Source organism: Streptosporangium sp. H13245, assembly GCF_055690525.1.
The window spans coordinates 188998-201134 of sequence record NZ_JBSZKT010000004.1; the positions used below are offsets into that span (position 1 = coordinate 188998).

The following is a 12137-nucleotide window of genomic DNA, read 5'->3' on the forward strand; positions in this document are numbered from 1 at the left end:
GGCCCAGGATCCGGCCGTCGGCATTTCCCCCGGCGAGCAGAGACGACCGGCACCCCCGCCGGTCGTCTCTGCTGGTTTTTATCGCGATATAAGAGGATTTAGAAGGAGTGACGGTAGTAGTTGCCCCAGTCGAAGTCCCCGGAGCGGCCCTCGCCGATGCGGACGCGGAAGCCGTCGAAGCCACCCTTGGCGCTGTAGCTGAACTTCCACTCCTGGTGGCCGCCGGTGTTGAAGCGACGGTTGTGCCAGCCGCGGTCGTCGTGGTAGTAGAAGTCGACGAAGCTGTTCTCCCGGTCGCGGTCGCGGTCCCAGGTGTTGATGTCGAAGTAGTAGCGGCCCTTGGAGTAGTACCAGTAGCCCTTGTAGTACGAGCGCTCGCCGCGCGACTCGTCGTCGCCGAAGCTGGAGTAGCCGGAGAACCAGTGCTTCTCGTACTGGGCCTGGGCGGCCGACGCCGTGTCGGTGGTGGCGGCCTGGGCGGGGGCGGCGACGACACCGGCCGCCAGAGCGCCGGCCAGGACCGTGCCGGCAAGAATGCTGCGAAGCTTACGCATGAGGGATTTCCTTTTGAGTGAGGATGCTCGGAAAGAACCTGTCCGACCTGCGCCCGGTGCGCTTTTCTGGTGCTGTGCGCTCCGGACATCACTCACATTAGGCAGAAGAAAAGTCCTGTTCTGCGTACAAACGCACACATAGTGCCGAGCGTGCATTACGACACACAAACGCCCCTCGCCGAAACCCGAGGGGCCCGGTTTCGCAGGCGGGCCCCGACGTGCCATCAGCGAGGGCGGCGGTCGGCGATCCACTCCGCCAGGGCGAGCAGGGTGGACTCCGCGCTGTCGGCCATGTGGTCGCGCAACGCCTGGACGTCCTCGCGCGTGTCACCCAGGACCGGATCGGTACGCAGCAGCCGCCAGGACTGCTGGACGACGCTGCCCCTGCCCTGCTCGCGGAAATGCCAGCTCCAGCGCACGATTCCGTGCTCGGCCCCGCCGACGACGAAGGCGAAGGCGGTGCCCGGATCGGCCCGTACCACCTCGGAGTGGGTGACCCATTCACGCCCGTCCCGGCGGTTACGGCCGCTGAACCACGCGCCGACCCACGGACCGTCGCCCGGCGCGTAGCTCACCCCACCGGCGCTCGGACTCCACGTCTCGATCAGTGACACGTCGCTGACCAGGCGATACACGGAGTCCGGTGTCGTGTCGACCCAGCACCTCCGGGTGAAGGCGAAGGGGGTCAGGTCGAGCCCGGCAAGCGGGTTCTGCGGCTCGGAGGTGGCGCTCATGGACTCTCCCGGAGGCGATGGAGGGGGACGGCGCCCATCCTGGAGACCCGGGCCCGGGTGAGCCAGACCCCGCGGAGCCTCACCCCGGCGGGGTGAGGCGCGGATCGCCAGCCACCCGCATACTCGGTTCCATGAGCAAGCACGGGCACCTCGCCGACTTCCTGCAGACACGCCGGGGCCAGCTGCGGCCCGAGGACGTCGGGCTCCGGACCTACGGCGAACGACGCCGGGTGCCCGGACTGCGGCGGGAGGAGCTCGCGATGCTCGCGGGCATCAGCGCGCCCTACTACACCCGCCTGGAGCAGGGCCAGTCACACAACGCCTCGCGCGAGGTGCTCGACGCCATAGCGGGCGCCCTGCGACTGGACGAGTCCGAGCGGGCCCACCTGCACGCCCTGGCAGGCGCGCCGAAACGGGGCGGGCTCGCGGGCCGGCCGCGTACCGAACACGTCACCCCGGCGACCGGCGCCCTGCTGGCGGCCCTGGGGAGCACACCCGCCATCGTGATCGGCCGTCGCGGCGACGTCCTGGCCTGGAACCGCCAGGGTCACGGGCTGTTCGCCGGTCATCTCGACCCGGACGGCCCGGACGTCCCGAACCGGCGGCCGAACATGGCCAGGCTGGTGTTCCTCGACGCGCACACCCGTGACCTGTACGCCGACTGGCCCGCCAAGGCCAGGGCCGTGGTGGGCAACCTGCGCCTGACGGCCGGGCGGCACCCGGACGATCCACTGCTGGCCGGACTGATCGGCGAACTGACCATGCGCAGTCCGGAGTTCGCCGCGATGTGGGCCGACCACCGGGTCCTGGCCTGCGACGTCGCCGACTACGAGATGCGCCACCCCCTGGTCGGGACACTCACGGTCACCCAGCAGACGCTGCAGAGCCCGCAGGGGAACGGCCCTGCCCTGGTGGTGGCCACGGCCGATCCCGGCTCCCCCTCCGCGACGGCCCTGACCTTGCTCTCCCACGTCACCGCGCCGAGGGAGGCGCCCCTGCCGCGACACGCCACCGACCCTCACACCACCTGACCCGAACCCCCACACCCCCCTGACCTGAACCCCGCACCACCCGACCCGAGCCACCCCGTCGGCTGAGGACGCCGGGCACGTACGTATCCACCGTGTCCGCGATGTCCGCCACGGCCTCCCGCCGCCGGGTCACCCCTGTCGCCGCCCCCGCCGGTCGGCGGCACGATCGCGACCTCCCTCCGAGGCACTCCCTTGACCACGGCGCCGCACCGCGGCTGCCGCATGCCGAAAAACACCCGGAAGACAGCGAAGGAACCATGTCCGCACGAAGCATCAAGATCACCATGTCGGCCGTCCTGATGGCCGCGGCCGCCCTGACGACGGCCACGCCGACCCACGCGATGTCCGCGGCGTCCGCCGAGAGAACAAACGTGACGTCCTCTACCGGGGGGCCGCTGACGGACGTACGGATCGCCACCCACTTCGACCTGTCCGCGGGTCAGATGCCGGAGAACATCGCCCTGCTCCCCGACGGCACGGCGAACGTCACCTTCGCCGCCAGCCGCCAGGTGGCGCAGGTCAGCCCCCGGGGCAAGACGCGCGTCCTGGCGACGCTGCCCGCGCCCGCCGACGGCGGGGTCAACACGCCGGTCCTCGGTTTCCCCCTGGCCACCGGCATCGCCCGCACCCCTGACGGAACCGTGTACGTGCTGTACGCGACCGGCACGGCCGACCTGACCGGGCTGTGGCGGCTGCGCCACGGCCAGGCCCCTCGGCGCATCGCCGCGCTGCCCGCCAACGGCCTGCCCAACGGGCTGGCACTGGACGGGCACGGCGAACAGCTCTACATCACCGACTCGGTGCTCGGCACCGTGTGGACCGTCCCCGTCACCGGCGGCACGCCCACCGCGTGGTCCACCGCTCCCGAACTCGCCTCGACCGGCTTCCTCGGAGCCAACGGCGCGAAGGTACGCGGTGGCGCGCTGTGGGTGACCAACCTCGACCGGGGTACCCTCCTGCGCATTCCGATCCGCCCCGGAAACCGGGCGGGAACGCCGCAGGTCAAGGCATCGGGCCTGGCCGGTATCGACGACTTCGCCTTCACCGGCCGCGGCGACGAGATCCTCGCCGCCCTCAACGCCCCCAACACGGTCGTCCGCATCCAGCCCGACGGCACCCACACCACCGTTCTGGACGCCGGTGACGGGCTCCAGAACCCCACCTCCGTCGCGCTGCGCGGCGATGACGTCTACGTGCTCAGCGCCGCCTACACCACGACCACCGACCCCAACCTGCTGCGCGCACACCTGCGCGGGCACCCGTAAGACCCGCCACCGTACGAAAACCATGGGTGACGCCACTCCCGGCGACGCCGAGACGACACAAGGACCGGTCGTCATGACCCAGGACAGACACACGCCCCCCGGCACGCCCGGTGGCGCACCCAGGTGAATCCGCCAACCCCGAACGCCCCGGCGCACATGCCGGGGCGTTCCCCGTTTCCGGTGGCGGCGAGGTCCCCGGCACGCGGTTCGACGATCCTCCAGGAATCCGGCCCTCGGCCGTCAGCTCTCCTCGGGATCGCGTGCGAGCACCGATCGCCCGCCGTCGACGGGCATGACCACCCCGTTGACGAAGCTCGCGTCGTCCGACAGCAGGTACGCGACGGCGGCGGCCACCTCCTCCGGGCGTCCGACCCTGCCCAGGGGATGGAGCAGGCGCATCTCGTCCTGGATCCGCCCGGCCGTCGCGGGTTCCTGCCTGCCGAGGAAGTCCTCGTACCGTTCCGTGTTGATCGAACCCAGCGCGACGGTGTTGACGCGAACCCCCATCGGCCCGTAGTCGACGGCGAGCGCGCGGGTCAGTCCCTCGGTGGCCGCCTTGGCCGTCACGTACGGCAGGGATCCGCGAACGGCCCGCTGGGCCTGGTGCGAGGAGACGTTGACGATCGCGCCGCCTCGGCCCGCCGCCAGGAAGCGACGGATCGCCGTGGCGCACCCGACGACGGCGGGGTTGAGGTTCAGCGCGATGAGATCCAGGATCTCGCGTGCCGGTACCGTGTGCACCGAGGCGTCGCGGAACACCGCGGCGTTGTTCACCCAGCCGGTGAGCACGCCCGCGGCCTGCGCCAGGTCGGCGGCCCGCTCCGTGACGGCCTCGTCGGCGGCGTCGCCGACCACGGCGGTCACCCGGGAACCGGCCGGGTGGTCGCGGGTCCACTCAAGCGCCGCGGGGTCGAGTTCGATGACGACGACGTTGTCCGCGTCTCCGAGGAGTCGCTCGACGATCGCGCGGCCGATGCCCTGACCGCCTCCCGTCACGACGTAGGAACGCCCCACATCCACCCCTTCCAACGTGGTCCGGTGCTCACGGAGCCGTAGGGAACTGCCCGCCGATGAGTTCGAGCAACGCGGCGTGCGTCTCCCGGTCGGCCGACACGACGAGCCCGCCCGCGCCGGTGTGCGGCGGCTGGCCGTGGATGCCCGTCACCACGCACCCGGCGGCCAGGCACAGCGCGATCCCGGCGGCGAAGTGCACGTTGTCCCGCACATCACCGTCGGTGACGTACGCGGCCCGCCGACCGGCGGCGACCCAGGCCACCGCCAGAGAGGTGGAGACGACGCGCGTGTGGAACCGTTCGGCGAACCCGGGGTCGGCGAGCAGCCGGACCGCCAGGAAGTCCGGCTCGTTCGGGAACGGCGGGTCGAGGTTGACGTCCACCAGCCGCGACTCGGGCGACGGCGTGAGCTCCTCATCCACGTCGTCGCGGCGGACGTAGGCGCGTTCGCCGTCCGTCCAGAACACCTCGTCGGCGAAGGGGTCGGCCGAGGCGGCCACCGTGAGGTCCCGGCCCACCCGCAGGGCGACGTTCACCGCGACCAGCGGGTTGCGCGCGGCGTAGTTCAGCGTGCCGCACAGGGGGTCGACCAGCCACATGCGCTCCGCTTCGGCCGGGCCGGTGCGCCCGCCCTCCTCGCCCGTCACGGCGTCGTCCGGCCGGGCGGCGCGGATGACGTCAAGGACGGCGCTCTCCGCCGCGAGGTCGGCGGAGGTGGCGAAGTCGTCCGCGGATTTCTCGAAGCGCGTCAGCGACGTACCGTACATGGCTTTTACGACGGCGGCCCCTGATCGCGCTGCTGCGAGGACCAGTTCCTTGTCCGTGATCGGCATGTGGACAGGATAGGCACGGTCTCCGGTGAACGCGTTCGGTCGGTCCGGAAGGCGCCGCGACCGGAAGGCCCGGGGCCCCGGATCAGGACGGCTCCCGCGCCTCGGGGGTGAGCAGCCGCCGGTTGAACGCCTCGGCCACGGCGGCGGCGCGGTCCCCCACGCCGAGCTTGGCGTAGATGTTCAGAAGGTGACTCTTGACGGTGGCCTCGGTGATGAACAGCCGGGCGGCGGCCTCACGGTTGGTGTTCCCGGCCGCCACGAGTTCGAGGACCTCCAGTTCCCGCTGGCTGAGCAGTTGCGGGGCGGGTGTTCTGACCCGGTTCATCAGTCTCGCCGCCACCGATGGGGAGAGGACGCTCTCGCCCCTGGCGGCGGCCCGCGCGCCGCGCAGCAGCTCCTCCCGGGGGGAGTCCTTGAGCAGGTAGCCGGTCGCGCCCGCCTCGATCGCCGGAAGCACGTGGGTGTCGTTGTCGTAGGTGGTCAGAACGAGCACGCGTGCGGTGAGGCCGAGCCTGGCCAGCTCGGTGATCGCGGTCAGCCCGTCCATGCCCGGCATGCGCAGGTCCATCAGGATCACATCGGGCCGGAGCTCCTGGGCGAGCCGCACGGCCGCGGCGCCGTCCGCGGCCTCGCCCAGCACCTCGAATCCGGGCGCGGAGGCGAACATGCTGCTCAGCCCGTCCCTGACGATGGGATGGTCGTCCGCGATCAGCAGTCGGATCGGGGTCTCGGCCGTGTGGTCGGTCATGTGTGGCTCCCGGGCGGCGGGGTGGGGACGCAGGCCGAGATCCCGGTGCCGGTGCCGGGCTCGGACTCGATTCGCAGGCTCCCGGACAGCCCTTCGACGCGCTGTCGCATGATGGTCAGGCCGAACCCGCCTCGGGACGGTGGCCGCGACGCGCCGTTCCCGGCCGTTCCGGCTTCGAGACTCGCGGGATCGAAGCCCCTGCCGTCGTCACGCACGTCCAACGCCACCTCGTGTTCCAGGTAGGACAAGGTCACCCCCACCCTCGTCGCGTGCGCGTGCCTGGCCACGTTGGCCAACGCCTCCTGTGCCGTACGCAGCAGCGCGAACTCGGTCTCCGGTGCCATCGGCCGTACCGTACCGGTCGTCGTGACCTGGACGGCGAGCCCGTGCAACGTCGACCATCGACCGGCGACGTCGGTGAGCGCGTCGCTCAGGCGCGCGGTCTCCAGCAGCTCGGGCCGGAGCGCGTCGACCGAGCGCCGGGCCTCCGCCAGGCTCTCCCTCGCCAGCCCCTTCACGGCCTCGAAGGGGCGGTGCCACTGCGCCGGGACCTCGTGGATCTGCTCGGCGGCCTGGAGTTGCGTGATGATCCCGGTGAGCCCCTGCGCCAGGGTGTCGTGGATCTCGCGAGCCATCCGCTGGCGCTCGTCGAGGACCCCCGCCTCCCTGGCCTGGGCGAGCAGCTGGGCGTGCAGTCCGGCGTTCTCGGCGAGGGTCGCCTCCAGCAACCGGTTCGTCCGGCTCAGCTCGGCGAGGGCCTGGAGGCGCTGCTCTCTCTCCTGCTCGGCCATCTGGAGGAACCAGGCGGTGCCGCACATCATGACGATGTTGACGACAACGATGATCACGAAGATCGTCAGGCCGAGGGCGGTCGTCTTGGGTACGTCGGACGCCTGCGCCGTACCGGCTACAACCGCCGTGGCGGCCACGCCCGGCAGCCGCCACGGCCAGCGGAGGATGGTGAAGGCGTAGATGTAGGCGGCGGGGGTGAACAGCGCGAACAAGGGGTCCCGCGCCACCAGGACGGCGGTGATCACCACCAGGCCGGTGAAGAACACCCCCATCAGCGGTGGCCGCTCCCACCAGGTGGGACGCAGGGTGAACATGACGAGCATCCACCCCGCGGCCAGCCCGCACAGGCCGAGGTCGACGGGCAGGGAGTCGCCGCCCTCCGAGTGCCCCGCGATCACCTTGAAGACGACGAGGGCGGCGAGCAGCGTGTACGGCACCACGGTCACCAGCAGAAGGGGAGGCCGTTCCCGCGCCTCTGGCATCTGCCCGCTCACATCCCTCTCCCTCCGGCCCAACCCTATTCCCGATTCCCGGTGAAACCGGCGGACCCTATTCCCAGCGGAACCAGCGGACCGCGATGAGCGCGCACACGACCGCGTAGCCCGCCAGGGTCAGCAAGGGCTGGGCGGACGGGAAATCACCCTGGTAGGCGGCGTCCTGGAAGACCTGCATGCCCGCGCCGAGCGGGGTGTAGTGGCTGATGTTCCGCAGCAGCGGGGGCATCTGCGTGATCGGCACCCAGAGCCCGGCGAAGAACATCATCGGGAAGAACAACACCGTGCCGATCGCCGTGGCCGGGCCACGCCCGGGCGCCAGCGCGGTGATCAGCAGGCCGATCGAGAGCAGCGCGGCGGCCGCGAGCAGCCAGCCGACGGCGAAGGCCGCGAGGTTCCGCGGCAGGTGGACGCCGAAGCCGAGCCCGGCCACGGTGAGGAACAGGATCACCGCGACGAGCGCGATGGCGAGGTTGGCCACGAGTTGGGCGGCGAGCACGCGAGCCGGGCCGACCGGCGTGGTCCGCATGCGCCGCAGCACGCCGTTCTCCCGGTACCCCGCGAGTATCGTCGGCAGGGCGCTCAGTGCCAGGATCGCCAGGTTGAACAGGATGATGACCGGCACGTAGAGGTCGAAGTACGTCAGGTCGCCGTTGACCTCGACGGGCTCCCTCAGGGAGGGGACGTTCCCGAGGACGACCAGCAGGACCAGCGGGAAGCCGACCCCCCAGAGGGGCCCGGTCTTCTCGCGGACGCAGAGCTTGATCTCGGCTTTGGTGAGCCGCCACGTCGCGGAACCGCGCCTGGCGGTGACGGGTACGGCGGCGTTCAGGGCTGACATGGGTATGGCTTCCTCTCGGGGGAACCGCATCGGTTCGGACCGGCTCGGGTCGCTCGGATCGCTGGGGTCGCTCGAATGACTCAGATCACTCGGACCGCTCGAATGACTCGGACCGCTCGGATCACGAGGTGGCGTCGGGGCGCTTCCCGGTCAGCTCGACGAACGCGTCCTCCAGGCTCGCCTGCTCGACGCGCAGCCGTTCGGCCACGATCTGGTTGCGGGCCAGTACGGCGGTGACGGCGGTGAGCGCGTCGCTGTTGCCGGTGACGATGACCAGCTCGCCCCGGCGGGTGACGCCGGAGACGCCGGGCAGGCTCGTCAGCAGCTCGTCGTCCAGCTGCCTGGACGGGTGAAACTGGATCCGCTGCTCGATGCGGGCCCGCTCGGTCAGGCCGGCCGGGGTGTCCACCGTGACGACGCGGCCCGCGTCGATCAGCGCCACCCGGTCACACAGCCGCTCGGCCTCCTCCATAAAGTGGGTGACCAGCACGATCGTCACCCCGCGGGAGCGCACGCCCTCGATCAGGGCCCAGGTGTCGCGCCGTGCCTGCGGGTCGAGGCCGGTGGTGAGCTCGTCGAGTATCGCCACCTGAGGGCTGCCGACGAGCGCCAGCGCGATGGAGAGCCGCTGCTTCTGGCCACCGGACAGCTTGGCGTACCTCGTCCTCGCCTTGCTCGCCAGACCGAGGCCCTCCATCAGCTCACGCCAGTCGGCCGGTCTGGGATAGAAGGAGCTGTAGAGCTCCAGGGCCTCGGCGACCTCCAGCCGCTCCTGGATCTGCCCCGCCTGCAACTGCACGCCGAGCCGCCGGGTCAGCTCGGCGTGGTCCCGGTGGGGATCGAGCCCGAGCACCTTGATCTCGCCCCGGTCCGGCACCCGGAGGCCCTCGACGCACTCCACGGTCGTCGTCTTGCCCGCGCCGTTCGGGCCGAGGATCCCGAGGATCTCGCCCTCCTGAACGGTGAGCGAGACATCGTCGACCGCGACGTTGTCCCCGTAGCGCTTGTGGAGATTGCGTACTTCGATCACTGGTGGCATGTGCGTGTCCTCTCGGGCTCGGGCCCGTCGGCGACCGGCTACATCCACCCTTCTATGGCGGCGCTCGTTCCAACATCGACCGGTGGACGGGACCTCGTCGCCGTCCGGCGGGGCCGCCTCCCCCACCGGGCGGTGGTCGCGATCAACCGATCGGTGGATCGCGACCCCCCTGACGAGCGGGACACGGAGAGCCTGCGGGGGCGGGCGACTACTTCATGGCGGCGAGCTGGATCAGGTTGCCGCAGGTGTCGTCGAAGACGGCGGTGACCACCGGGCCGAAGTCGGTCGCGTCCTGGGTGAACTCGACGCCCAGCCCCTTGAGCCGCTCGACCTCGGCGTACACGTCGTCGACGGCGAACTGGGTGAAGGGGATTCCGTCGGTGACCAGGGCCTTCTTGAACGGGCCCGCCGCCGGGTGGCCGTCCGGCTCCAGCAGCAGCTCGACACCGTCCGGGCTGGCGGGGGAGACCACGGTGAGCCACCGGGCCTCACCGGTGGGCACGTCGGTCTTCTTGATGAACCCCAGCTTCTCGGTGTAGAAGGCCAGCGCCTTGGCCTGGTCGTCGACGAACACACTGGTGATGTTGATGCGGATCACGGGTTCGGTTCCTCTCGGTCGATGGGCCACCGCTCGACGATCGAGCGCAACGGGCCCGTGTCGATGTGGTGGAACTTGTACCGGCCCTGCCGCCGGGTGTGCACCAGTCCGGCCTGTTCGAGCACCGCGAGGTGCTGCGAGATGGCCTGGCGCGAGGAGGCCAGGCCGTGCTTCATGGTCAACCGGCCGCAGATCTCGAACAGCGTCTGACCGTCCCTGTCGGTCAGCTCGTCCAGGATGATGCGTCGCGTCGCGTCGCCAATGGCCTTGAACAGGTCGGGGTCTGCCTCCACGGGCACAGTTATAGGCAAGTCACCACTTGCCTGTCAAGGCGCGAGCCCTCCCTCGCCGTACCGCCACCGAGTCGTGGGACCGGGCCCTGGCCGGACGACGTCGCCGCCACCGGAGGCCACAAGCCGTGAACGATACTCGCCCGGAACGTTTGCGCTGCTCAGATGCTGTAGCCAGGGGCGGAGGACCGCCGGTGGCGTCAGGCGCGACCGGCACACGGCGTGAGTTCGCGGAGCCGGTGGACTCTCCCCCCGTGGGAGACCTCATGATCTACCCACAAACCGTTCACCGCGTCAGTCCGAGGAGAGCGACGCATGACCATCGTGAAGGACATCGAGGCCCGTGGCACGCACCACTGCGAGACGACGGCGCTGGGGGTGCTGTTACGACATGAGGGACTTGACCTGTCCGAACCCATGCTGTTCGGGCTGGGCTCGGGCCTGTCCTTCGTCTACTGGGACAGCAGGGGCATGGCGTTCCCCTTCCTCGGAGGCCGCGTCAAGCCCTTCGACCTCACCAGGAACCTGGCCGCCAGGCTGGGGCTGACGCTGACGGCCAAGGAGACCACCTCACCGCGTAAGGCGTGGGAGAACGTGGCCGCCCCCATCGACGCCGGTCGGCCGGTCGGCCTTCAGCTCGACTGCTACCACCTTGACTACTTCCGCTCCAAGGTGCACTTCGGCGGTCACGTCGTCGCCATGTACGGCTACGACGAGCACGACGCCTACCTCGTGGACACCGCGCAGCAGGGAGGAGCGGTGCGCACCGGCCGGGCCGGTCTCGCCATGGCGCGCGCCGAACGCGGCCCGATGACCGCCAGGAACCGATCCTTCACCATCACCCTGCCAACTCACCCGCCCTCCTGGCAGGAACAGATCATCCCCGCCATCAGGGACTGCGCCGACGCCTTCCTCGCCGCTCCCATCGCGAACCTGGGCTGTCGCGGCATCGAGAAAGCCGGTAAACAGGTGCCCGGATGGCTGCTCCGCGTCGGCGAGCCGCGGCAGGACCTGCCGCAGGCCGCCCTCCTCATGGAGAAGGGCGGCACCGGCGGCGGCCTGTTTCGCGCCCTCTATCGCGACTTCCTCGACGAGTGCGCCCGGCTGGTCGACGACGCCAACCTCCGCACCGGTCACCGGCTGTACGCCGAGGCCGCCGTCCTGTGGACGGACGTGTCCACCTTGATCGCGAAGGCCGGAGAGAGCGGCGACGCGGGGTATCTGGAGCAGGCCGGCGTCATCCTCCACGATCTCTCACACATCGAGAAGGACGCCATGCGGGCGCTGCGCCAGTTGTAAATCCTCACATCAAAAGGACAGCGTCCCGCACATAATTCGCACGGGACGTCCCAGCGGTTCAGGCGACGCGGCCGGGGGCGCCACTTCTCAGGCGAATTCCGGAGGACTACCGCGCAGGTGAGCGGTTCTTCCGTGTGACGAGATCCGGCAGCTGTGGCGGCTGTCCTCACACGCCAAAACCGAGCATGTGACATGGGCCCGCCGCCTCGCTCCGCTTGTCTTTGGCGCGACCACGAGAAGTGGCGGCGGAGAAACCGGAGTCCGTAACCCCGGCGGACGTCGCCGTCACCGGACGTCAGAGGGCGTTCGTGCCGCTCAGAAACCATGACCACCGGTGGCGAGTTCCGGCGAAGGAGGGCTTGACATCGATTCGAAAATGCTTCACGGACAGGAAATTGGGTGACCTCTGTCTCGCCTGCCGAACGGGCACCGACCCTGTCGAGAGACGCTCACCTGCCGCGTAGGAGTCCCATAGCCGTTCTTGACGAAGTTGCCTCCGGCAGAGTGGTGGTAGCTGACAGCCGCGAGGCGTTGGCACCGATTGCGCATCCCGGCAGGCTTTGCGAAACTGCCTGAGGCAGGTGGTGAACCCTTTCGAGGTTGTTC

At 70.1% G+C, this 12137-nt stretch carries 13 protein-coding genes; 3 read left to right on the plus strand and 10 right to left on the minus strand.

Going from position 1 to position 12137, the window contains the following annotated elements; translation table 11 throughout:
• Positions 1–98 precede the first annotated feature (98 nt).
• Together ACW9TB_RS10640 and ACW9TB_RS10645 are read right to left on the minus strand one after the other, a co-directional pair.
• Positions 99–554, minus strand: a complete 456-nt coding sequence (locus ACW9TB_RS10640; protein WP_472747798.1) for a hypothetical protein — start codon at positions 552–554, stop codon at positions 99–101.
• Positions 555–778: 224 nt separating this feature from the next.
• The gene (locus ACW9TB_RS10645; protein WP_472747799.1) at positions 779–1288 is read right to left on the minus strand and encodes an SRPBCC family protein; all 510 of its coding nucleotides are present in this window, start codon (positions 1286–1288) and stop codon (positions 779–781) included.
• Positions 1289–1419: 131 nt separating this feature from the next.
• Here ACW9TB_RS10645 and ACW9TB_RS10650 point away from each other — a divergent pair, with 131 nt between their 5' ends.
• Together ACW9TB_RS10650 and ACW9TB_RS10655 are read left to right on the plus strand one after the other, a co-directional pair.
• Positions 1420–2319, plus strand: coding sequence for a helix-turn-helix domain-containing protein (locus ACW9TB_RS10650; RefSeq protein WP_472747800.1), 900 nt, complete (start codon positions 1420–1422; stop codon positions 2317–2319).
• 257 nt (positions 2320–2576) lie between these two features.
• Positions 2577–3584 carry an SMP-30/gluconolactonase/LRE family protein gene (locus tag ACW9TB_RS10655; protein ID WP_472747801.1) on the plus strand — a complete coding sequence of 336 codons (1008 nt, stop codon included), beginning with the start codon at positions 2577–2579 and terminating at the stop codon, positions 3582–3584.
• A 240-nt stretch (positions 3585–3824) separates the two neighbouring features.
• Here ACW9TB_RS10655 and ACW9TB_RS10660 read toward each other — a convergent pair whose 3' ends face one another.
• From ACW9TB_RS10660 to ACW9TB_RS10695, 8 genes are all read right to left on the minus strand, one after another.
• On the minus strand, positions 3825–4598 hold the full coding sequence (locus tag ACW9TB_RS10660; protein WP_472747802.1) for an SDR family NAD(P)-dependent oxidoreductase: 774 nt from the start codon (positions 4596–4598) through the stop codon (positions 3825–3827).
• Between the two features lie 28 nt (positions 4599–4626).
• Entirely contained in the window at positions 4627–5430 is an 804-nt protein-coding gene (locus ACW9TB_RS10665) for an inositol monophosphatase family protein (RefSeq protein WP_472747803.1), read from the minus strand.
• Between the two features lie 82 nt (positions 5431–5512).
• Entirely contained in the window at positions 5513–6178 is a 666-nt protein-coding gene (locus ACW9TB_RS10670) for a response regulator (protein WP_472747804.1), read from the minus strand.
• Complete coding sequence (locus tag ACW9TB_RS10675; RefSeq protein ID WP_472747805.1) at positions 6175–7464, minus strand: sensor histidine kinase; 1290 nt, start codon at positions 7462–7464, stop codon at positions 6175–6177. Before ACW9TB_RS10675 ends, ACW9TB_RS10670 begins: the two co-directional genes overlap by 4 nt.
• 55 nt (positions 7465–7519) lie before the next feature.
• On the minus strand, positions 7520–8305 hold the full coding sequence (locus ACW9TB_RS10680; protein WP_472747806.1) for an ABC transporter permease: 786 nt from the start codon (positions 8303–8305) through the stop codon (positions 7520–7522).
• 121 nt (positions 8306–8426) lie between these two features.
• A complete protein-coding gene (locus ACW9TB_RS10685) occupies positions 8427–9344 on the minus strand; it encodes an ABC transporter ATP-binding protein (protein WP_472747807.1) in 918 nt (305 codons plus the stop codon).
• Positions 9345–9552: 208 nt separating this feature from the next.
• Positions 9553–9939, minus strand: coding sequence for a VOC family protein (locus ACW9TB_RS10690; protein ID WP_472747971.1), 387 nt, complete (start codon positions 9937–9939; stop codon positions 9553–9555).
• The gene (locus tag ACW9TB_RS10695) at positions 9939–10235 is read right to left on the minus strand and encodes an ArsR/SmtB family transcription factor (protein WP_472747808.1); all 297 of its coding nucleotides are present in this window, start codon (positions 10233–10235) and stop codon (positions 9939–9941) included. The genes ACW9TB_RS10690 and ACW9TB_RS10695 overlap by 1 nt, the downstream gene beginning before the upstream one ends.
• A 312-nt stretch (positions 10236–10547) precedes the next feature.
• Between ACW9TB_RS10695 and ACW9TB_RS10700 the strand changes: the two genes are divergently transcribed.
• Entirely contained in the window at positions 10548–11531 is a 984-nt protein-coding gene (locus ACW9TB_RS10700) for a BtrH N-terminal domain-containing protein (RefSeq protein ID WP_472747809.1), read from the plus strand.
• Positions 11532–12137: the final 606 nt, after the last annotated feature.

Excerpts from the sequence above, each read along its gene's own strand:
- ACW9TB_RS10645 (WP_472747799.1), bottom strand. The coding sequence starts at position 1,288 with ATGAGCGCCACCTCCGAGCCGCAGAACCCGCTTGCCGGGCTCGACCTG.
- ACW9TB_RS10700 (WP_472747809.1), top strand. The coding sequence starts at position 10,548 with ATGACCATCGTGAAGGACATCGAGGCCCGTGGCACGCACCACTGCGAG.
- ACW9TB_RS10655 (WP_472747801.1), top strand. The coding sequence starts at position 2,577 with ATGTCCGCACGAAGCATCAAGATCACCATGTCGGCCGTCCTGATGGCC.
- ACW9TB_RS10680 (WP_472747806.1), bottom strand. The coding sequence starts at position 8,305 with ATGTCAGCCCTGAACGCCGCCGTACCCGTCACCGCCAGGCGCGGTTCC.
- ACW9TB_RS10665 (WP_472747803.1), bottom strand. The coding sequence starts at position 5,430 with ATGCCGATCACGGACAAGGAACTGGTCCTCGCAGCAGCGCGATCAGGG.
- ACW9TB_RS10670 (WP_472747804.1), bottom strand. The coding sequence starts at position 6,178 with ATGACCGACCACACGGCCGAGACCCCGATCCGACTGCTGATCGCGGAC.
- ACW9TB_RS10685 (WP_472747807.1), bottom strand. The coding sequence starts at position 9,344 with ATGCCACCAGTGATCGAAGTACGCAATCTCCACAAGCGCTACGGGGAC.
- ACW9TB_RS10640 (WP_472747798.1), bottom strand. The coding sequence starts at position 554 with ATGCGTAAGCTTCGCAGCATTCTTGCCGGCACGGTCCTGGCCGGCGCT.
- ACW9TB_RS10650 (WP_472747800.1), top strand. The coding sequence starts at position 1,420 with ATGAGCAAGCACGGGCACCTCGCCGACTTCCTGCAGACACGCCGGGGC.